This is a genomic window from Microcoleus sp. B4-C2 (assembly GCF_036705265.1).
In the GTDB taxonomy this organism is placed as follows: domain Bacteria; phylum Cyanobacteriota; class Cyanobacteriia; order Cyanobacteriales; family Microcoleaceae; genus Microcoleus.
In genome coordinates this window covers 104,077-125,476 of sequence record NZ_JAUBUB010000004.1, presented here as the reverse complement: position 1 = coordinate 125,476, position 21,400 = coordinate 104,077, and the positions used below count along the sequence as shown (strand labels likewise).

Genomic DNA, 21,400 nt, shown 5'->3' with positions numbered 1-21,400 from the left:
ACCGTCAATGCAAAAACATCAAAAATCCCACTGGTATTTTAATCTATCTCTCTATACTTTTGTCATCATCGGCTCCCTGATGGCTACTGGCTATATTTTCCCCATTGGAGGCAATTTCCCGGAAGTGCCACCAATTCAATTTATGTTAAATCCTGAACTCTACAAAAATGACTATTACGTTCAGGAAATGGTGAAATTTAATCCGAGATATTACTATTATTATATTATCTATTTTCTCGCCAACTTAGGAACAAGCATTCCCCTAGCGCACTTTATTTATCAATTCCTCGCCTTCGGTTCATTTGTCCTAGCTTGCTACGCAATTCTCAATATCTATACTAATTCCAAACTGCCAGCAGCAGCGATGGCTTTTTTATGTATAGCCGCTTCATTTACCGATGTTGGTAACACGCTGATATTTTCCACTAAATCAGTACCCAGTATCTTCGCAATGGGTTTCGCAATCTGGGGAATTTACTTTAGTTTGCGCCAGAAATGGCTGACTGGATATTTCTTTTTTGGACTAGCTTGTCTGCTGCAATTCTTAGTGGGTTTGTTGCCGGGATTGATGATGGTTCCCGTTTTATTTATTGAATCTGTAAGACAGCGGAATTTCAAAACATTGATTTTGGCGATCGCACTTTTAGCAGCAATGGCAAGTATCGTTTACGTACCGATGTTATTAACAGGTACTACCAGCACTCAAACTATCGACAACGCCGATTTTGTCTACATTCACGCAAAAGTCCGCAACCCCCACCACATCCTCCCGTCAAATTGGTATTTGGGGAATTGGTTCAACTTTATATGTTTCATAATTGGTGGCTTACTGTGCATCAAAAATTCCGATTTATTGTCCAAAGAAGACAAGGTTAATTTTTATATAATTGTTACTACATCCATTTTGGGACTGTTTCTAAATTACATATTTGTAGAAATTTACCCGCTGGCTTTTATCGCAAAACTACAGTTAGCTAGAACCGTACCTTTTGCTCAACTAATTATATTTATTGCTGTTGCTTTGACGGTCGAGCAACTTTACAGAGAAAAACACATAGCTATTAGCTTGTTGCTGTTAGCTGTACTAACTTTGCCTTTTAGGGGTATCATTTTCCTAGGATTATCAGTTTGGCAAACAAAAAAATACGTATTTCCCAAACGATATAATATATTGTTGTGGATTTTAGCAGCAGGAACGGTAATTTTCAGCTTGATATATCCGGTGACTGATTCATGGGAAATAATGGGCGATAGAATAATTAGCATCCCAGTTTTTTTCTCAATCCTCGCCTTCCCATTCATTTTAGAAAAAACATCCCTAGCTACATCTATCAAACAAACTCTAACTCACACCTTAGCCTTAATAACTACTGCCACCTTAGTTTGTGGAATAGCAGGAATTCTGCCCAAACCTATATTAAATGTATTTCAAACAAGAGTTAATATCAATGCCGTTCCCAGAGACGACTTAAGCAAATTAGCTGTGCGATTTTCGCAAAGTAGCAGCCCCGATTCACTCGTATTAATTCCACCCTCAGTTACCAGCTTCCAGTTTTTCTCCGAAAGGGCGATTGTCGTCAACTTCAAAAACTTCCCCTTTACCGAAAAAGGCATCAAAGAATGGCAAAATCGCATGGAAGCTGTTTTAGGGGTTCCCTTAAACCCGCAAATGATTTGGGGAGGAAATGACTTTTTCATCCGCCGCAGCAGTGCGGATTTAGTCAAAGTAGCCAAAAACTATCATGCCGATTATATCCTGACTCGTACTGACTGGCATCCAAATATTCAAGGGGAAATCGCCGACAAACAAGGCAAATGGATACTGTATAAAATCAGATAATACTATTCTTGAAAATATGATATCTTTCTTCAGTCTGCGGAGGCAGACTTTGCTTGTGTAGAAGCCATTTCAATCGCCGTTTCCATCTTGCGCTTAAATATCAAAACCCGAATCATCAATAATTTCGCTAATTTGCTTATCCACATAATCAGCATCCACATTCCGCGCCATCAACTCAGCTAAAATCCCCAAAGAAATCAACTGCACCGACAGAATTGTACACAAAATCCCAAAAAATAACAAAGGTCGATTCCCGATCGGCCCAAAATTCATCCCCGCCAAATTCAGAAACCAAATAACTATCAAATAACTCAGCGAAACAGTTCCAACGAAGCCAAAACACAATCCCAAACCGCCAAACAAATGACCCGGTTTGTGCAAATATTGCGTCGTGGCTAACACCGTCAACAAATCAATAAAACCCCGCGCATAACGTTCCCAGCCGTAATTCGATTTTCCGTGCTTTCGCGGATGATGTTCTACGACTACTTCGCCAATTTTAAACCCTAAATTGTTTGCTAAAGCTGGAATGTAGCGGTGCAATTCTCCGTACAATTTAATCGACTGCAAAACTTCCCTGCGGTAAGCTTTAAAACCGCAATTCATATCGTGCATTTGCACCCCAGTCAGCAAACACGCAACGGCATTAAACAGCTTGGAAGGTAAAGTTTTAGAAAGCGGGTCGTTCCGCTGTTTTCGCCAACCGGAAACTAAATCAAATCCCGATTCTAAATGATGTAAAAACTTGGGAATTTCAGCGGGGTCATCCTGAAGGTCAGCATCGAGAGTAAAGATAATTATCCCTGCTGCATTGCGAAATCCTGCTGAAAGTGCGGCGGATTTGCCAAAGTTGCGGCGCATTTTAATCGCTTTAATTAGTTTGGGATGTTGGCTGGCTAAATCTGTGATTTCTTGCCAGGAATAATCGCGGCTACCGTCATCTATGAAAATGACTTCGTAACTGTCAATTTCTGTTTGCAACATGACAATTTTGATTTTGTCAAACAGCAATTTTAGGGTGGCTTCTTCGTTGTGAACTGGGATTACGAAGCTGAGTTGTTTTGGCATAGAGATATTTTATTTCATTTTTGTTGTTAATGAGATTTTTTTTTATTAACCGCAGAGGGCGCAGAGGGCGCAGAGGAGGAGAAAGAGAGGTTTTTTAGTTTTTATTGATAACTTGGGAGTTTCGTAAGGCTACCCAACCTTTGCGGTTTTTAAAGGAGGCATAGGCTGTCAATAGTTTATCTGTTGGTGATGTTTGAATGTATCCTCTCCAAGCTGCGAATTCGTAGGAAGGGCCAAATAATTTAACTAAATCTGGGCGCGGAAATCCTGACATGGCAAAACCTCTAACGATATTTTCTTGGTTGAGAATGGCAATACATTTTACATTGTTTTCGGGGTCTCCTACCCAGCCAATTACTCTGGCTGCTGTTGGTGCCAGTCTGGTGGCTGTATCAAAGTATCCGGGTACTCCGTCTTTGGGGGCTGACAGTAAATTTGCGTCGATTTTTGTGTCTAATGCTGCACAGAAATTGTGTTTTTTGATGTCTCGGTTAAATGGCACTAAGTTGTTAGTTTTTAAAGCGTCGATTAAGCCGACAAAAGCGGCGGGTTTGTTGCCTACGCGGTCTTTAATTAGGGTTACGTCGGTGATGCCTAGTTGCAGTGATAATGCTACTAACGGTTGATAGGTTGCTCTGTGGGCGATCGCCATTGCAGTTTCGCCTCCCACCCCGTACATTAAAATAATCGCGACTGTGGTGACAGCAAACAGCGGTGTCAGCCAGCGCCCTTGAATTCTTGGTGTTGGCTGCCACTCGCGCACCCACAATACTGTCAGCACAATTGTGCTCATCCAAAACAAGGCTGGGAGTGTGGCGTAGCGGGAAGCGGTGGCTTGTTCGACGCCAAATCCCGATCGACTAACCGCGGCCATTAACGCCGTTTGCAGCGTGTAAAGTTGGATTGATAGCCAAGGTAGCCAATCCGGGCGATCTACCTTTTTTACAAATAGCCAATAACCCACAAAACCCGTCGCTGCAATCAAACCAATTATACCAATAATTGAAGCAACAATAATATTTTCGCTAAAAATTCCGCCGAGATAAATGGGAATATATTCGAGAGTTTTGAGCGGGTTAATTTTAGTTAAAGAAGGGTGATGAGATGGAGTTTTATAAGTTAAAAAATAAATCCCAATCACTGCAATCGAAGCAATGAAATACAAATAAGTTATTCGCCGAGGAAACCGCAGCACAACAGCAGCAGCACACAATATCGGCCACAAACCTAAAGGAGTGCTGTAACTAATACAGCCTAAAACGCCAAAAACAATGCTGCCAATTACCCACTTATTTTGTAAATGCGGGGGCGGGCACGGGGGCACCGCCCCTACCAACTCGTTACCAGGCTCTGCCTCCCTTTTCTTTAATAAATCTGTCACATAGGATTGCAAACAAAATATCGAACAAATCACAAATAAATTAGCAATTATCCAGTGAACACCGCTGAATCCCCGCATCCAATTGTGAGCCGCCGCCGGAGTAAAATTAAAAATAGAAATGCAAAGGAGTAGCGAGATAAATTGCAGCGGAAAACGCCTCAATTTTAATGGCAGCAGAGCAATTAATACATGGCACTGCATCCAAGCCAAGAACCAGGCAACTAAACATAAACCAATATTTGAACCTTGCGTTACAGCTATATTCAAGCCATAAATAATTGCCGGAATCAAGACAAAATGCTCGTTCGCCCGAAAGATCCAATTAAAAGGATTTGTAGAAAAACCGTCTACTGAATAAAAATTCCATGTCATCCACCAATAATCAAAATTAGACAAGTCTCCCGCTTGCGATATCAAGTACAAAATATATGAAGCTGGTATTAGGATGCCGAGAACTGAGGCGGCAATTAAAATATATTGTTGCTTGATTTTCATGGATTCAGACATGGGGTATTTTTAATTAATGGGGCAGGTTTAGCGACGCACTCCCGACAAAGAAACCGGGTTTTTTATTTAATCTCTAGGCTACAGCGAAGGATTTTCGTAAAAAACCCGGTTTCTGGCCACCTGTGGATAAGTCCTATTGTCCTGAATCCCTAAATTTTAGACTAAAGTTCAAACTCCCAGATTCAATGCTGCAAGTAAATCTAAAATCTAAAATCTAAAATCTAAAATCGACTGACTTCTCTTGCCAGCATTTGTCTGAGCCCTTGCCGCCAGTGGGGAGGATACGTGCCCAAAAGTGCTGATATTTTTACCGTAGATAGGACAGAAAAAGCGGGGCGTTTTGCCGGTGTCGGATATTCGGCGGTGGTGATGGGAATTACGCGCTGAACTTTTAGGGGAAAGCCGAGTTGTGCTGCTTCCTCAAAAATGGCGATCGCAAAATCGTACCAACTACAAACACCGCTGTTAGTGTAGTGGTAAGTCCCAAAAGTTTCTGATCCAAGGAGAGGAATAATTTGTGAAGTCGCCGCACCTAAATCCCGAGTCCAAGTAGGACTTCCGATCTGATCTGCTACTACTCGAATTTCTTCCCTTTCCTTTCCCAACCTCAGCATGGTTTTGACAAAATTACCTTTGCCACCGTTGCCGTAAACCCACGCGGTTCTAATAATAATATGTCGGTTTCCCGATTTGAGAATTGCTGCCTCGCCTGCTAATTTCGACTTGCCGTAAGTTCCCAGTGGATTCGTAGAATCTGTTTCCAGATAAGCAGAACCGTGGCTGCCGTCAAATACATAATCAGTAGAAAAGTGAATCAAACTTGCTCCCTGTTTTTCGCATTCTTCGGCAAAAATTCCTGGGGCAATAGCGTTGACTGCATATGCTAATTCTGGTTCACTTTCGGCTTTGTCTACCGCAGTGTAAGCACCCGAATTGATGACTAAATCCGGTTTAATTTCAGCCATTGCTTGACGGATGCTTTCGGGTTGGGATAAGTCGAGGCGAGTGCGATCGAGCGCAATTACCTCTCCCGAAGATAATAAAATCGGCTGCAATTCTTGAGCTAGCTGTCCGCTGCCGCCTGCGAGTAAAATTTTCATGATCAAAACACTTGAGCTGTTTTCAACGTTTGTCCAGCTTGGTCTTTAGCTGATAAGATTGGTTTGGCACCATCTAGCGGCCAGTCGATCGCCAAATCGGGGTCATTCCACAGGATACACCGCTCGTGTGCCGGTGCGTAATAATCTGTAGTTTTGTACAAAACTTCAGCCGTCTCGGAAACCACTAAAAAACCGTGTGCAAATCCCGCCGGCACCCAAAATTGCCGTTTATTTTCTGCACTCACCAAACACCCCACCCACTTTCCGAAAGTCGGCGAACTTTGTCTAATATCCACCGCTACATCAAATATTTCGCCAGCAACTACCCGCAGCAATTTTCCTTGAGGTTGCTGCAGTTGGTAGTGCAAACCGCGCAACACATTTTTAGAGGATTTGGAATGATTGTCTTGAACAAATTCGGCTGTCACGCCTGTTTTTTCGACAAAAGCTCGGTGATTGAAACTCTCAAAAAAGAAACCGCGATCGTCTCCGAAAATTTTCGGCTCAACGATCAGAACTTCCGGTATTTCGGTAGATATAACATTCATAGTTAGCTGTGAAAGTGATAAACTCATACTCAGTCTAGGCTATTTTACTATGAAAACTGACACATATCTCAAAAAGTTGTATGCCAACCGCTTTGATTCGCGACAAATGCAAGCCAAGGTGGCACTATGGAAAGTTTTAATTGACGAATTCTTACAAAATTATGTTCCTCCCGAATCAGCGGTTTTAGATATAGGCGGCGGTTACTGCGAATTTATCAATCAAATTTGTGCTAAAAAAAAATATTTAATTGATCTTAATCCCGATTCAAAGTTATTTGCTAATGCTGATGTAAATGTGCTTAATATTGATGTGTTGAATTTAGAAAATTACACATCTTTTACCGAACAGTTCGATAGTATTTTTATCTCAAATTTTTTTGAACACCTCCGCAACAAAGAGGAACTTGTAGAAATTATCTCTTTTTGCTTCGAGGCCCTCAAGCCTAGCGGTTCTCTGTTGGTAATTCAGCCTAATTTTAAATATTCCTACAAGGAATACTACGATTTTATCGACCATCAATTACCGATAACGCATTTATCGCTACAAGAGCTTTTACAAACTGTCGGGTTTGAAATCGACTTAATTATACCGAGATTTTTACCCTTTTCGACGAAAGGCAGACCGGCCTCGCCCTTGCTGTTAAAAATTTACTTAAAATTGCCTTTGTTGTGGCGTTTTTTGGGAGGGCAAATGTTTGTTAAAGCATCGAAACAAAACAATAGAGGCAGAGCCTCATGACAGGCAATCCTAGTCATATGCAGGCAGAGAGATTCATCTGCGTTTAGCCGCGTTTATCCCCCTGTACCTGCCATTAAAAAAATCCCTACAAAATCGAACTTAACACCACCTCATTAGCAGCAATCCAATCATAAATATCCTGCAAAGCCGCTTCCGGCCCAATAACAGGCTGCCATCCTGTTTTCTCCATCACCCTAGAAGAATCCGTAATAAAAATCGGAATATCCCCCGCGCGTTCCTCCAAAACAGGATTAATTGAAATCGATTTACCCGTAATCTTTTGGCACAAATCAGTTGTCTCAACCAAAGAAAGACTGTTGCTAAAACCACCGCCTACATTAAAAACTTCGCCGTCAAATTTAGCAAAATTTTCTAACTGATAATTAACTAACCTCAACAAATCTTCCACGTGCAGCAAATCCCTAACCTGCTTCCCACTGCCACCAAAACCGATATAACTCAGCGACTTTTGAAAATAGTGAGCCGCCACCCACAAACCGCAAACTCCCTGATCTACTTTACCCATTTGCCAAGCACCAGTAATTAACCCGCAGCGGTTAATAATTGCGGGTACATTGTATGCTTCCCTGTATTCTTCAATCAGCAATTCCGAAGCTAATTTAGTGGCTCCGTAAAGCGAACGGTGTCCTTTTAATGGGAAGTCTTCTGATATGCCCAACTCGGATATACCGGGTAAAGTTTGCTCAGGGGCGATCGCAAATCTATTCGGCAACTCTAACAGTTTAACAGACTTGACACTGGCGATCGGATAAACCCGACTCGTAGACAAAAACAGCAAACTCGCACCAGTCTGTCTCGCCAACTCCAAAACATTCACAGTGCCCAGTAAATTCGTCTGCAAAACGTACTGAGGCGAACTAAAACCAGCCAGCACAGAAGGCTCCGCAGCACAATCTATAATGCAGTCAGCATTGAGTGCAACTGGATCTAAATCTGCCGCTGTACGAATATCCCCGTAAACAAACTGAATCCCCCAACTTTTAAGCCGAGGCAGATTCAATTCCGAGCCCCGGCGACGCAGGTTATCTAAACAAATTATTTGCCATTCCGGGTGCAGTTTCTTCAGGCCAATTGCCAAACAACTGCCGATAAAACCCGCACCACCAACAATTAAAATTTTATCAGGCATTCACTTTCAACTTTGCTATCTTTCTAGTCCGGTGGTAGTCGCCGCGAGACAGATGTTTTTCGAGCCAGACATACAAGACAATAAACAAATATCGACTGCCCATCTCTTTGATTTTCAGCTTAGAAATACCCGCAGTCCGATTGTACCACCTGAGAGGAATCACCGTATAGGAAAAACCCCGAACTATTGCTTTTAAAGGCAGTTCCACTGTCAAATTAAAATGATGGCTCAGAATCGGTTGCACGCCTTCAATTACTTCTCTGCGGTAAATTTTAAAAGCATTGGTGACATCGCTGTACCGCAAGCCGAAAATACTTTTGACAAACCAGTTTGCTAAGCGGTTAATTACTAACTTGTGAATTGGATAATCAACTATAAAACCACCTTTGATAAAGCGGGAACCGAAAACGCAATCATATCCTTCTTGCAACTTGCGGTATCCTGCTACCAAATCCATCGGATCGTCGGAAGCATCCGCCATCACAATTGCCGCAGCATCTCCGTCAAATTCCGCCAATCCCCGTCGCACCGCAAATCCGAAACCGTTGGGAGGTTGATTGTTGATGTATCTCACTGTGGGAAAAGTCTCTGACAACTCCTGGCAAATATCAATAGTTCGATCGACACTATTGTCATTCACAATCAAAATTTCGTGCGGAATGCCTTCTAAATCAAGCGTCTGGGCGATCGCCCGCACAGTACCGTACAAACAGCCCTCCTCATTGTGAGCTGGTATAATCACAGAAATTTTCACTCCTCATCCTCCGCGCAACTGGACAAACTGGTTGTCAACAGGATTATACACCCAAGCTTTAATTTCTGTTTGGGCGATCGGCAAATTATTATCCGACAAATCAACAGCCCACCTGGCATTATTGTATAACTCAGATTTTAAACTCTCAGCAATGTCGGGACTGTCCAAATTTACATAAGCGTTAGCAAAAAAAGATTTTTTATCCCCGACAGATAGCAGTACAATATTGGGCTGTTGCAATTTTTCTGGCCAAACCGCCCAACCAGCAGCCTTGACAGCCTCATTTTGCTTAACAGTCAAGGATTTATCGCTAGTTTGAGGTTTGTCTAAATAACCGTAAACTTTCTCCGTATTAGAAATAAACTCTACATTTTTCGCGAACTTGATCCAACCTATTTTGTCGATAATTGCAGCGCCTTCTCTCACCAGCCAAGTTTTTTTGCTCAGCACCCTCAAACAGCTTTCCGGCGAATTATTGAAAAACTCCGAGGGTTCCAGATAGTTAATTAACTGCAAACAATCTTGAGCGCCTTGTTTGTAAAGAAGTGCCGATCGAGATTGGGCGATCGCCTGTTGAGAGTTAACAATAATTGTGGCAATTAACAGCCCTGCCACTACCCGATAAATAAATTTATAATTACGCTTTAACCTTGCTTTTGTTTCTTGATAATTACCTAGAACAAACAATTGCCCTAGCTGAACCACAGCAATTAATAGCAAAATCGAATTAGTCGTATATCTAGACGATTCTAGCGCCTGAATTGCCCCAAATTCTGCCCTCCCCGCCGTAATAAACAGAGCCGATAAAACCGAAAAACCACCTATTGACAGCCAAGGTAAAGCCTCACGATGCTCGGTAATCTTTCTCCCAAAGTGGAACACAAAAAATAAGAAACTTGCAAATATGGCTAATCCAACTAATGCTGAAATTCCAGGCGATCGCACAATTGGCGAACCCAGCAAACTTAAAAAGTAATCAATCACCACAAACGGCTTATTCAACAATGAAATAATACTTGCTTTCCGACTAGGATGATAATCAATTGAGTAAACAGCACAAGTTGTCGCAAACAGCAGCATCCAGACAATAAGTCTTTTTCTTTTCTGCGCCGCATTTCCTTCTACAGCCGCCACAGCGGGAATTGCAGCCAACCAAGACAGCAAGCCTTGAGCGAGCGAAAAACTCGCAACAAAGCAGAATACAGCAGCAATAGAGATTCTAATATTAGGCAATAATTTGTGATTTGAAACCAGCGCATAAACCGCAGCTACAAAACAAAAATTGACCAAAAACCACGCTAATTGAAACCCCCAAAGCCAGTTTTCGTGCTGAACTAGCGAGAAAAGCCAAATACAAGTTAAAATATTAGCTAAATGCCACAAATCATCCCCGACATTCTTAAGCTGCATCGAGGATAACTTGTACATAGCGATAAAAGTTATCGCAGCCAAACCTATGCTGAGACACAACTGATAATTAATATTCCATCGGGAAGCAAAAGCCAGCACCGCAATAATTATTTTAGGGAAAAGTATGCGGTGGTTGCTGTGCAAAGCCCAAAAATCGTTAAAAGTTACATTTCCCGCAGCTATTTTTTCAAAAAGGCTAGCTAACCTCCACTCGTCATCAACGGGAACGTTAACGTTAAAATTCGATACAAATCCGATTAATAAGAGGACAGGAATTAGATATAAAGTAAATAATATGATTTTTTTCATTAATATCCAATCCGGTAGCATCGGAATTGTAAAATCTAGTCATATCATGTCCGATCGATTAACCATAATATCCCGGTCAGGGCGGGTTTTTGAGAGTGTAAATTATTCGCAAGTATTGTTGGCTCACGGGCCCCTACAAAAATCGCGATCGCTCGAACGGACATGATATCATCAGCTTTTCGACTGAAAATCAACAGTAAACCGTCAACGGTCAACAGTCAACAGTAAACCGTCAACAGTAAACCGTCAACGGTCAACAGTCAACCGTCAACTGTTCGCTACTTAATAGTCTTGAACGTATCCATTTTCCCAGTAAATCGGTTAATAAACATCTGCAAAACAGTCCGCTTGCCGATATTGATATTAGAACTCACTGCCATTCCAGACTGCAAACCAACCTCCACTTCATTTGCCTTGCCCTTGTTCAAAACAAACTTCTGATTTTTGAGCTTAATTTTGGTTTTGAAAGCATAGTATTTCCGCAGTTCAGTAGGAGGCTCAGCATCGCTGCTAATCTCTATCACTTCACCCTGAGCAGTACCAAACTCCATCGCCGGGAAAGCTTCTACATTCACTTCCACAGGCACGCATTGGTATTTCGTCAAACCCAGTTTCTCTCTGTTAATTTCCTTCTCTGGACAAACGCAAATTTTACCTATTTCGCAGTCAATCTTTTCTCCGTCTAATTGCTTGCCGTGATACGGCTCCAATTTTGCCCGCTTCTGTCTCAAAGCATCCAATACCAGAGCCACATTGCTGTTTTCCAGGTAAACAACTGCTTCCAAACCGTTGTCGTCATCCAAAACTTTAAGCAGCTTTTCAGTTTGCTGTGCTTCGTAATAAGCTTCTTCGCAGCGTGCTGGGCGCGGTTCGCCCGGTTTCACCACCGAATTAATAATGGATTGGCATATCGGATCTTTCGCCATATCCAACTTAGCTTTCTCCTTCGTAGAAGGCTTCAAATCGAAGATAACACCGGATACCGGAGCTTTCAGAACTTGAGTGTCGCGGTTTTGTTGAGCCTTTTCTAGCTGAGCGTTCACCTCGGACAACTTTTTCAGGTTTTCCACTTTGAAGCGGCTTAGCTGAGAATCGCTGCTGGCAATTTGTTTCTCGTTTTCAGCAATTTTGGTATAAAGTTCTCTCGCCCAGGCATCCTTGGTATTTTTTAACTGTTCTTGAGCGCGGGCGATGGACTCCTGAATGCGCGCTTGCTCTCCTTGCTGGCGCTGTATGTCAGCACTAATTTTTTGGATGTCGCCTTGACGCGCGTTAATTTCGCCTCGGCGCGTATTGATTTCACCGAGGCGCGTGTTAATTTCGCCCCTGCGAGAGTTGATTTCACCTTCGCGCTGCTTGATTTGATCTTGCTGTTTGAGAACGTCGCTTTGGCCTCTAAAAACATCTTGTTCTTGACGTTCTTTTTGCAGTTCAGCGATGGCTCCTTCCTCCACCAGGGGGGCGAGTCTGCCTAGAATGTTTTGATTCGACTTCAATACTTGTTGCGATTTCGCTAACTGTTCTTGGGCCAAATCTCTCTGAGCCAGGGCGGATTTTACTTGCTCTTGCGAAGAAGCTAACTGCTGCTGGGCATAATTTAATTGGTTCTGGGCAAAACCCAATTGTTGCTGTGCGACTATCATTTGATCGCCGGCAGCTTTCTCAGCATCCTGAGCTTGCTTCAGTTGTTTTTCTAACTCCTGAACTTGCCCTTGGGCTGTAGCGACGCGAGACAGAAATTCATCTTTGTAATTAGCATAAAGTCCTTGCTGAGCAGGAGCAAAATTTCCGCTTGCTCCCCTGTTGAGGTACAGCTCGTCAATCAAAGCTTGCAGCACTTGATTTTGTGCCGTGAGGCTCTGTCTGTCCCTGATTGTTGATTCTAGGTTAGAAGGAACAGGGCCTTGAATTTTGCCGCTGACAACATCTTCGTAAAATTTATTTTCCTTTTCCAGAGCTTCTTTAGTTTTCTGAACCGATGTTAAATCGGCACTGGGTGCAAGGGGGTTGAAAGTGAGCAGAGGCTGGTTCTTTTCCACACGATCGCCATTTTCAACGTGAAGTCTCACCACAGCGCCCGTAGCAGGTGCTTGGATGTCTCTAGCACCATCTTTGAGTTCCAATTGGCCGACAGCGGGGACAGCTTGCTCTACGCTAGCAAAATAAGCCCAAACTACAGCAGAAGTGGTCATCAGCATGATCATCCACAAAAACAAGTGCGACCAAATCGCTGGTTTTTCGAGAATGACTGGTTGCTCAGAAAGTATTAACGATTTCATAGCCATTTGTTAGTTCTCAGTTGTTAAGGGTTAGCGATCAGTTGTGAGTTGTTAGAGATTAGGTATTCGATGACTCTTGTTGTTGGAAGAGGCAGTAGTAACGCCCTTTAAGAGCCATTAATTCTTTATGAGTTCCCCGCTCGACTACAGAACCTTGATCCATCATAATAATTACATCAGCGTTTTGGATGGTAGTCAGGCGGTGAGTAATGAAAAACACCGTGCGGCCGGCGAAAGCTTCTGCTAAGTTATTGCAAACTTGGCGTTCGGAATGGTAGTCGAGGGCGCTTGTAGCTTCGTCCAAAATCAGCAGTTTCGGGTTTTGCAAAATCGTCCGGGCGATCGCCAAACGCTGTCTTTGACCCCCAGAAAGCGACGAACCACGCTCTCCGACTATCGTATTGTAGCCAGCAGGCAAGCCCATAATAAAATCGTGAGCTACCGCTAATTTCGCAGCTCGCACAATCTCATCCGTACTCGCATCTGGATTACTCAGAGCAATATTTTCCTGTACCGAGCAGTTAAACAGCAAAGTATCTTGCAGCACCACCCCAAGTTGGCTGCGGAGCGAATATAATTCCACCTTGGCAATGTCATAGCCGTCAATAAAAATCCGGCCCGACAGCGGCGGATAAAGACGCTGCAACAGCTTCATCGCCGTACTTTTACCGGAACCGCTTCCCCCCACAATTCCCACAAAACTCCCAGGGGGAAATTCCAAATTAACATTAGCCAATTGCAGTGCCCCGCTCTCCAGGAATCGGAAGGAAACCTCCTCATAGGTAACCTGCCCTTGAATTGCCGGCAGCGGGATATTGCTGCGATCTTCATCGCTGGTTTCCGTCGGCGTATCGACCACATCCTTGAGCATATCGATCGACATTGAGACTTCTTGGAAACTCTGCCAGACGCTCACAAAACGCAGCAGCGAACCAGTCACGTTCCCGGAAATAATTCGGAAAGCAATCAACTGACCCAAAGTAATCTCATTTCCCAGTACCAAATAAGCTCCCACCCACAACTGAGCTAAGTTACCCACCTGGTTTAAAAAGGCGCTAATCGTACCGGCCGTAGTCCCCGTGATAATTGTTTTAAAACTGGCTGTAATGTATTTTGCGTAGCGGCTCGACCACTCCCAGCGGGATTTCAATTCAATATTTTGAGCCTTAACAGTTTGAATCCCGCTGACTACTTCCACTAAATAAGATTGAGAGTCAGCAAAACGCATATTTCTTTGTTTTATCAGGCGAAGCACCAGCGGATTGATTAGAACAATCATCAGCCCCAGTACCGGTACCACTGCCAAAGATACAAACGTTAGCTGCACGCTGTAGGAGAGCATCACGGCGACGTAAACCACCGAAAATACCGCATCGAGAACCACTGTCAGAGCTGTACTCGTCATGAATTCCCGAATCTGGCCCATCATGCTGAATTTGTAAACCAGATCTCCGACGCGCCGATTGTCAAAGTAATTCTGGGGCAGCCGGAGCAAGTGGTCGATGACTTCTGCACTCAATTTGACATCAATGCGGTTTGAGGTATCTATAAACAAAAAGGTACGCAAACCGTTGAGCAGTCCTTCAAACAGGGCAACACCTAACAGAAATGCTCCCAAAATATCCAAGGTGTCAATGCTGCGCTGACCTAATACTTTATCAATAATTACTTGGCTGATTAATGGGTTGGCTAGACCAAATAACTGTACAAAAAACGAAGCGAGCAACACCTCAAAAAACACTGTCTTGTGTTCCATCAGCGCCGGCACAAACCACCAGAAGCTGAACTGCTCTTTTTGTTCGACTTGCGGAGCTTGCAGCAGCAGGACTTCTCCTGATTCTCCCCAGATTTCTTTAAACTGAGGTATCCGCTTCCGCATTAACCCTTTTTCGGGCGTGGCCATCACCAATTCTTGCTCGGTGATGCTGTAAATAATGGCAAAGCTGGTTTCCCATTTAATCATTACGGGAGCTTTGATGCGGTTGATGGCTTCGGCGGGCACTTGCGCCAATTGGGGCGTGAGGCCGATGCTTTGGGCGATCGCCCCGCAGGCTTGCATACTGATAGAACCGGCGGTTTTTAACTGATTTTCTAGAACTTTGCGGATGATATCTCGACGAAACTTGAGGCCGAAATACTTGCTCAACATCTGGAAGCAAGCAAGCGGGGCCTCAATCTGCCCTTTGGCGCGGAAAACTGGGTATCTCCCGGCATCCTTTGGTTGGTCGGTTTTGGGTTCTGGGGGACGATCTGGGGCGTCTATAACCGTGATCGAGGTTCCGTTGGGCGGATTCTGCCCAGAGCCTCCTGTCTCTGTCGTGCCATTTAATGAGTCTGTTTCGGGTTGGGGTTCGGAGGGTTCCCGGAAGCCGACCAAGCGGGCGCCGAGGCGGCCTTCTACTTTTAAGGATTTGGCTGCGTTTTCCACAGAGAAGCGGCTGCCGGTGGGAAAGTCGCCCAAGACGCCGCTGCTGACGAGCCAAATTCGATCGGCATCTAGCTCTTTGGCGATGTCTTGAGTTTTTTTGTTGCCGTTTGGTACGTTGACAACTGTCGCATCTTGCCAAGCTTGCAGGGTGAGTTCCTTGAGATTGGAAGTGCCGTCGGCTTGGCGCTGCAATTCCAGGCTCAACAGTTCAAATACTTCGCTCAACGAACAGTGTTCGCGAAAGGCTTCTCCAAATGTCGGCTGTTTTTCCAGTACGCTCAGGAAATCTTCGGCAGGTAGGACGATCGCGATCACATCTGTAGAGGCGATCGCCGTTTCGCAGGGAACCCCCCTGAGCAAGCCAGCCCAGCCCAGGATTTCCTTCGACTGCACCAAGCGTAAACTTACGTGGCGCTGCGAGCGCTGGTCAAAGCCCAGCAGCCGGGCCTGGCCTTGATAGATAATTGCCACCTGAGTCGGCATTTTTTCCCGTTCAAACAGGGGTTGCCCCGTCCGGTAGCCAAGGAGTTGGCATTTAGCCACCAAGGCTGTCAGAGCCGTCTCTGACATTCGGTCAAAGGGAGGTGTTTGAGCTAGGAAATCCTGAATTTGGGAGAGGGAAACAGCGGAAGAAGTCATCCAATTTTAGATTTTAGATTTTAGATTTTAGATTGAATCCAGGGGGTTTTTGTCAGGATGCTACGCTTTTTCAAGTCTCCACGGATAAATCCGGGGGCCCCTGACCAACTTGCTTGATTGTCATGAAATTGAAGACACGGAGGAGAGGGGCTGTAGCGGGCCTATTTGCGATATCTGTTCGGCGAGCCAGCTTTCAAATAGTTCGTTAATCAAGTGCAGCCGCATCGATTCATCAAGCTGGGCCGGCATGAACTTTTCTAATCGAATAATTACCATCCATTCTGCCAGAGGACGCGGCGTCCAGAGTTGATTTGGCTGGCTGACGGACAAAAGTTTGCTGATTGCCGGGTGGGGCTGGCTGAGGGGTACTGGGCCCAACAAGCCGCCTGACTTGGACTCCGGCCCTTCGGAATAGTCGCGGGCCACTTCAGCAAAGGTTTGTTCCCCTTCGAGGATGCGAAAGTAAAGTTCGTTTGCCAGTGCTGGATTTTTGGTGCGTACCAGGGAATAGACTACGTGGTCTAGGCTGGCTTTGCGGGTTAAAAAATAATTATCTACTTTAGGTCTCCAAGTGGCTTGCTTAAATTTTTCGATCAGCAAGGGCCTAACGGCCATCTCTTGAAGTTCTTCTTCCGTCATATTTTGACCGCGCAGCCAAGCTTCTTTGGCTTCCGGGGCTGTCAGTTGGTGTTGTGCCAGAAAGTCAAGGACGGCGGATTTTCGTTCTTCGTCGCTGCAACTAAAGGATGCGATCGCTTGGTCTACTATTACACCCCGCAAGAATTGTGGCATCAACTGATACCGCTTCAGGAGCGATGGCATATCCTGAGCTTGCAGTAATTTATCGCCTATTTGAAAAAGTCCTGTCATTTTTTTTTCTCCAACTGACTTGCGCTTCCCCTTTTAATTTAGCTGTGGCAGGAAAAGAGCGACAACCACTAACCCCTCGATTCCCCGATGATAGCAGACCGTCAGTGGGCTAGCGCTATTGCTGTCTATTTCTTGACGCTCTGCCTAGCGAGGGGTTCCCCGCGGGGCTCAGAATGGTAACGGGATGCGAGAGTGGGAGAGTGGGAAAATCTTCCCTCAACATCTATCCGTTAAATCCCGTACACTGCTTAGTTGCTGAACTTCCTTCTTCCTTCATCCTTCACTCTCGGAATAGTCTTTCAAAGAGTGCTTCGAGTTGGGTCGAGCAAGCGCGACTGTCGAGATATTTGGGGTTTGCTGCCATTTTTTGCTGGATTCGCTCGCGGTAGTGCCGGCGCAGTTCTGGGTTGGTTCCCAGTGCTGTGTTCAGCTCTAAATAAGAGTTCTCGCTGTCAGCTACCAGTTCCGGAATTAGTAGTTCTTCGAGCACTGCGGCTGATTGTCGCGATCGAGTTTTTTGCCCTTTTCTTACCACTACAGGCAACCCCACCAACAGGGGTTCTGCTAAGAAGCAGCCACTGCTGTATGGATAGGAGTCTAAATATATATCAGCCAATTCCAGACATTTTATGCAATCTGCGCGAGATGGCAGCGCCTTAATCACAACTAAGCGCTTTTTGTCAATCCCAAATTCGGCAAAGAGCGATCGAATTTGGTTGTAAAAAGGCACCGTCGGATAGTTTTCATTGCCGGAACTAAAGGGATACAAAACTAAAATAGAATTCGGTACGGCAGCAATAATTTTTGCCCAAGTTTCTCTCAATTCTGGGATAATTGTCCAAGCTTGAGCGCCGGACATGAACACTACAGATTCGTCGGTGGCTCCCCAACTGCTGCGAGTCGGTTCAACTGTGGCAGGTGCTGATCCTACAGTATAGCTTAAACAAACTCCCGAACCTTTTAAAGTAATTAATTTTTCGCGATACTCTGCTGCTGCACCTGCGGGTAATGTCAAATCTCCAGCAATGAAATAATCGATATTTCGGGTGCCGGTGGTTGCGGGGGTTGATGCACCGGTAGCGATTTGCACCCGCGCTAGTCGGTGCAGGCACAGCAGCGCGCTTGGTTGAGAAGTGTCGGTAGTATTGGTGCAGATTAGCAGAATATCTAAATCGTGCGATCGCATTTCTCGGACTTGATTGGGCAAAGTTTCTGACAGTTGCACCAGTTTGTCAGCGCAATTTTCGCAATATTTCCCCAGTCGCTCGTCTTGTACCTGGAAATAGTACACAATAATTTCAAATTTGCTTCTGTCTAAATATTCAAAACTCGAAATTGCTGCACGAGTCTCGGATTCCTCACTAATTTTATCCAGCAAAAAGCCAACTCGGATTTTAGTTCTTTCAGGTTCTCTCTGAGGAAAATTCCATTCTATTTGACTGCCTATATTTTTCAAATAAAATTCCAGAATATCAGCTCGCTGACTCAATATATTGAGCAGATTGACCTCGCTCAAATACAAAGCTTGGAATCTAACATTTTTCGCAATAAAATCCGCCAAATAACGCCAAACCTCTGAATCGGGGAAACTGGCGATATTAGCTGCGACGTACTTGATTAACTGCTGGAAATATTCTGAGTACATTTCTATTTCCCAGTTTTGTTGAAAATAACCGGGAGACTGAAATATAAATTTCAGAAAATCGTCAAAAAACCACTGGGGAATCGCTGCATTGTTATACTCAATCGGCAACTGATAAGCGTCGCGGTACAGCATCGCTGCGAGGAGATATTGCATCTTCTCGGCAATTTCCCCTCCTTCAGCAAGTTTCGAGGATAACTGCTGGACAAAACTTTTTTCTGACTCAGTTAAAGTTTCATTTTTGAGGGCGCTATCTAGTAGCAATTTATGAGCTTTCCCCATGTCTTTCGAGTAAGAAATTTCTAATTTTTCCGCTGGCAAATTCAGCCAATACTCAGCTAGCTGTTGGCGGTAGGGGCGCAGCGCGAGAAGAGGCTGTTTTGAGGGGAATTTATTGTATTGATCGAGCAGTGGTGATAATTCTGATAAACTCGGCTGGGTTCTCAATGCCAACTTATGGCGGATTGTCTGTTTGATTTGTTGATCCAGGAAACTGTAATCAGGACTATTTAGTAGTTTTTTGTAAAATCTGACTACATCTTTATGGTTTTCCCCAGCGGCGAAGTTTTTCCAAGTTTGTTGTTCGGGATGAATCCGCAGTGATGACAGTTTTTCATCGACAAATCCGATGTGATAGTTACCCATGATTCGCCACCACATATCTAAGTCTACATACTGAGATAATCCCGAATCAAATAATCCTATTTCTTCAAAGACTCGCGCGGCAATTAAGACGGTACTCGGTTCGCCAATTTTGTTTATCGGGTTGTTCAAGCATTTAGTATCTGCGAGTAATTCTTTTCCTGGCTGAATAGATTTTAAATTCGACCAGCTTTTGTGCAAATCTTTAATTGATTGGGAAGCTCTCCGCAAAATTGGGTTAGATTCATCTTCAGCTATGGTGATGCCGCGCGGGGAGAAAACCATACCTATTTCTGGGTTTTCTTGGGCGAGTGCGACCATTTTTTCAATACATTCTGGTGCGAGCAAGTCGTCTTGAAAGAGAAATTTAATGTATTGACCTTTTGCTTGGGATATGCAAAAATTCCAGTTTTGTGATAAGCCGTAGTTGCGGTGCAGTATGATGCGGAAATCGACTGAGGTTTGTGATTGGAATGATTGGGCGATCGCAATTGTGCGGTCTGTGGAGCCGTCATCGGATATAATCAGTTCTATGTTAGGGTATGTTTGGGCCAAAGCACTTTTGATTGCTTCCCCAATAAATGCTTCTCCGTTGTATGTCGGAATGCAAATGCTAACCTTCGGCTGTCCGTTTAGCAGTTCTGCTTTTGATTGACTTTGTTGCTGAGATGGCGACAAGTTAGCCCTGATTTGGGCAGACTGCGCTTTGGCTGTTCCTGACAGAGGTATGCTTTGAAAGTTATCGGTAATCTCGGCAATATATTCGAGACGTTTTCTAATTTTATTCCCTGTAACTTGCGGGTTGAGTAAAGTCTTAATTTCCTCAGCAGCTATAGCTCCAATTTGTTGAGCTTCCCGGTAATTGTTACAGACGTACCGCATTAAATCCGCAGCGTGTTCGACATCCGCTTGGGCCCAAACATTGCCTTTTTTGTAAGGCCCGCAATCTTGCTCAATTGGGATTAACTTATACTTGACTAAATAGCTATTTCCGACATTCATAAATTCTGTATTTGATGAATAGCCGGTGGCAATTACGGGTTTGCCGTAAAACATGGCTTCAGCCATTGTTAAGCCAAATCCTTCGCAGCGGTGCAGGGATACATAACAGTCGCAATTGTACAGCAAACCGTTTAGTTTATTTTTGGACAAATACCCGTCTAGATGTTTGATATTTGAACAATTGGCGATAGCAGACTTTAATAACTTTTGCTGTTCTAAATGTTGGGTTGAATTAGAAGATTTGATGACCAATAATACGCTGTTATCTTCGCCAAAAGCTTGCTTAAATGCTTGAATTGTCGCTAAACTATTTTTGCGCTCGATGCGGCTGGAAAAGTCGAATACAAACAAGAAAATAAATTTATCTTTAGGTAAATTCAGTGCTTCTCTGTTCAGGGAAGGTGCGGGGAGAGCAATACTGGGCATGATTTTGATAACGGGAATTGGCGAGACTGCTGAAATTGCCTCGGCGCAATAGTTGCTGTAAGTCCATATTTCGTGAAAGTTATTAAATGCTGGCTGCCATTCTGGGGGAAATTCGGGAAGTTCCCAGGCCCAAAATCCGATATTGTATTTGTTTTCAAAATAGCTGGAACCTCTATCTTTGATAAAGGTTGCAACTTCATCGGCGTTGACTTGAATTAAGTTTACGGGATGGGGATTGTCTTGGCTAAAGTTTTGATAGGTGGTGTCTTGTTTGCGGTGGGGACTGCGGGTAAAATTGTTGATAATGAAGGGAATGTTGGCTGCTTCTGCGGCTCTGATGTTGGCTCGGACACCTTCTCCTATGCCAAATTCGCCGCTGATGTAGCCGGCGATGTTCATTCCTAGATTAGGGTTCATAGTTTCTAATGTATTTAGCAAATTGTTGGGTTAATTTTTTTTGGGAAAAAGCCGAATTAATTGAGTTTTTCTATCGCGCTGAATGAGGGTAGGGGTTGAGAATAAATTATAATTTTGCTCAATTTTTGCTAAGATATAGGAATGCTTGTATGATGGGTGAATAAGATTAAATGAACCGCAGAGGGCGCAGAGAACGCAGAGGAAGAGAAGAGAGGGAATAGAAAGGGTTGGCAACAGAAAATAGGGTGC

Annotated in this window: 13 protein-coding genes; 2 read left to right on the top strand and 11 right to left on the bottom strand. The window is 44.1% G+C overall.

Translation table 11 applies throughout. From position 1 onward, the window contains the following. Window positions 1-7: 7 nt before the first annotated feature. On the top strand, window positions 8-1,840 hold the full coding sequence (locus QUB20_RS02910; RefSeq protein ID WP_333243181.1) for a DUF6798 domain-containing protein: 1,833 nt from the start codon (window positions 8-10) through the stop codon (window positions 1,838-1,840). Between the two features lie 93 nt (window positions 1,841-1,933). On the opposite strand, the gene QUB20_RS02905 is transcribed toward QUB20_RS02910, so the two are convergent. The 4 genes from QUB20_RS02905 to rfbC form a co-directional block, all read right to left on the bottom strand. Next, window positions 1,934-2,908 carry a glycosyltransferase family 2 protein gene (locus QUB20_RS02905; RefSeq protein WP_333243178.1) on the bottom strand — a complete coding sequence of 325 codons (975 nt, stop codon included), beginning with the start codon at window positions 2,906-2,908 and terminating at the stop codon, window positions 1,934-1,936. Between the two features lie 94 nt (window positions 2,909-3,002). After that, a complete protein-coding gene (locus QUB20_RS02900; protein ID WP_333243175.1) occupies window positions 3,003-4,796 on the bottom strand; it encodes a hypothetical protein in 1,794 nt (597 codons plus the stop codon). 221 nt (window positions 4,797-5,017) lie between these two features. Further along, entirely contained in the window at window positions 5,018-5,896 is an 879-nt protein-coding gene (gene rfbD, locus QUB20_RS02895) for a dTDP-4-dehydrorhamnose reductase (protein ID WP_333243172.1), read from the bottom strand. Window positions 5,897-5,898: 2 nt separating this feature from the next. After that, window positions 5,899-6,444, bottom strand: coding sequence for a dTDP-4-dehydrorhamnose 3,5-epimerase (gene rfbC, locus QUB20_RS02890; protein ID WP_333053480.1), 546 nt, complete (start codon window positions 6,442-6,444; stop codon window positions 5,899-5,901). A gap of 49 nt (window positions 6,445-6,493) precedes the next feature. Here rfbC and QUB20_RS02885 point away from each other — a divergent pair, with 49 nt between their 5' ends. Then, window positions 6,494-7,183: a methyltransferase domain-containing protein gene (locus QUB20_RS02885; RefSeq protein WP_333243169.1), complete on the top strand. Its 690-nt coding sequence runs from the start codon at window positions 6,494-6,496 to the stop codon at window positions 7,181-7,183. A gap of 85 nt (window positions 7,184-7,268) precedes the next feature. On the opposite strand, the gene QUB20_RS02880 is transcribed toward QUB20_RS02885, so the two are convergent. The 7 genes from QUB20_RS02880 to QUB20_RS02850 form a co-directional block, all read right to left on the bottom strand. Then, window positions 7,269-8,333 carry an NAD-dependent epimerase/dehydratase family protein gene (locus tag QUB20_RS02880; RefSeq protein ID WP_333243166.1) on the bottom strand — a complete coding sequence of 355 codons (1,065 nt, stop codon included), beginning with the start codon at window positions 8,331-8,333 and terminating at the stop codon, window positions 7,269-7,271. After that, window positions 8,326-9,087, bottom strand: coding sequence for a glycosyltransferase family 2 protein (locus QUB20_RS02875; RefSeq protein ID WP_333243163.1), 762 nt, complete (start codon window positions 9,085-9,087; stop codon window positions 8,326-8,328). Before QUB20_RS02875 ends, QUB20_RS02880 begins: the two co-directional genes overlap by 8 nt. A 3-nt stretch (window positions 9,088-9,090) precedes the next feature. Then, window positions 9,091-10,806, bottom strand: a complete 1,716-nt coding sequence (locus tag QUB20_RS02870; RefSeq protein WP_333243161.1) for a hypothetical protein — start codon at window positions 10,804-10,806, stop codon at window positions 9,091-9,093. Window positions 10,807-11,084: 278 nt separating this feature from the next. Then, window positions 11,085-13,091, bottom strand: a complete 2,007-nt coding sequence (locus QUB20_RS02865; RefSeq protein ID WP_333291149.1) for a chromosome partitioning protein ParA — start codon at window positions 13,089-13,091, stop codon at window positions 11,085-11,087. 52 nt (window positions 13,092-13,143) lie between these two features. After that, the gene (locus QUB20_RS02860) at window positions 13,144-16,152 is read right to left on the bottom strand and encodes a peptidase domain-containing ABC transporter (RefSeq protein WP_333243155.1); all 3,009 of its coding nucleotides are present in this window, start codon (window positions 16,150-16,152) and stop codon (window positions 13,144-13,146) included. 120 nt (window positions 16,153-16,272) lie between these two features. Beyond that, complete coding sequence (locus QUB20_RS02855; RefSeq protein WP_333158023.1) at window positions 16,273-17,022, bottom strand: peptidylprolyl isomerase; 750 nt, start codon at window positions 17,020-17,022, stop codon at window positions 16,273-16,275. 280 nt (window positions 17,023-17,302) lie between these two features. Beyond that, window positions 17,303-21,151 (bottom strand): glycosyltransferase, encoded by a 3,849-nt coding sequence (locus QUB20_RS02850; RefSeq protein ID WP_333243152.1) that lies wholly within the window; start codon window positions 21,149-21,151, stop codon window positions 17,303-17,305. Window positions 21,152-21,400 lie beyond the last annotated feature (249 nt).

Excerpts from the sequence above, each read along its gene's own strand:
- QUB20_RS02910 (WP_333243181.1), top strand. The coding sequence starts at position 8 with ATGCAAAAACATCAAAAATCCCACTGGTATTTTAATCTATCTCTCTAT.
- QUB20_RS02905 (WP_333243178.1), bottom strand. The coding sequence starts at position 2,908 with ATGCCAAAACAACTCAGCTTCGTAATCCCAGTTCACAACGAAGAAGCC.
- QUB20_RS02900 (WP_333243175.1), bottom strand. The coding sequence starts at position 4,796 with ATGTCTGAATCCATGAAAATCAAGCAACAATATATTTTAATTGCCGCC.
- rfbD (WP_333243172.1), bottom strand. The coding sequence starts at position 5,896 with ATGAAAATTTTACTCGCAGGCGGCAGCGGACAGCTAGCTCAAGAATTG.
- rfbC (WP_333053480.1), bottom strand. The coding sequence starts at position 6,444 with ATGAATGTTATATCTACCGAAATACCGGAAGTTCTGATCGTTGAGCCG.
- QUB20_RS02885 (WP_333243169.1), top strand. The coding sequence starts at position 6,494 with ATGAAAACTGACACATATCTCAAAAAGTTGTATGCCAACCGCTTTGAT.
- QUB20_RS02880 (WP_333243166.1), bottom strand. The coding sequence starts at position 8,333 with ATGCCTGATAAAATTTTAATTGTTGGTGGTGCGGGTTTTATCGGCAGT.
- QUB20_RS02870 (WP_333243161.1), bottom strand. The coding sequence starts at position 10,806 with ATGAAAAAAATCATATTATTTACTTTATATCTAATTCCTGTCCTCTTA.
- QUB20_RS02865 (WP_333291149.1), bottom strand. The coding sequence starts at position 13,091 with ATGGCTATGAAATCGTTAATACTTTCTGAGCAACCAGTCATTCTCGAA.
- QUB20_RS02860 (WP_333243155.1), bottom strand. The coding sequence starts at position 16,152 with ATGACTTCTTCCGCTGTTTCCCTCTCCCAAATTCAGGATTTCCTAGCT.
- QUB20_RS02855 (WP_333158023.1), bottom strand. The coding sequence starts at position 17,022 with ATGACAGGACTTTTTCAAATAGGCGATAAATTACTGCAAGCTCAGGAT.
- QUB20_RS02850 (WP_333243152.1), bottom strand. The coding sequence starts at position 21,151 with ATGAACCCTAATCTAGGAATGAACATCGCCGGCTACATCAGCGGCGAA.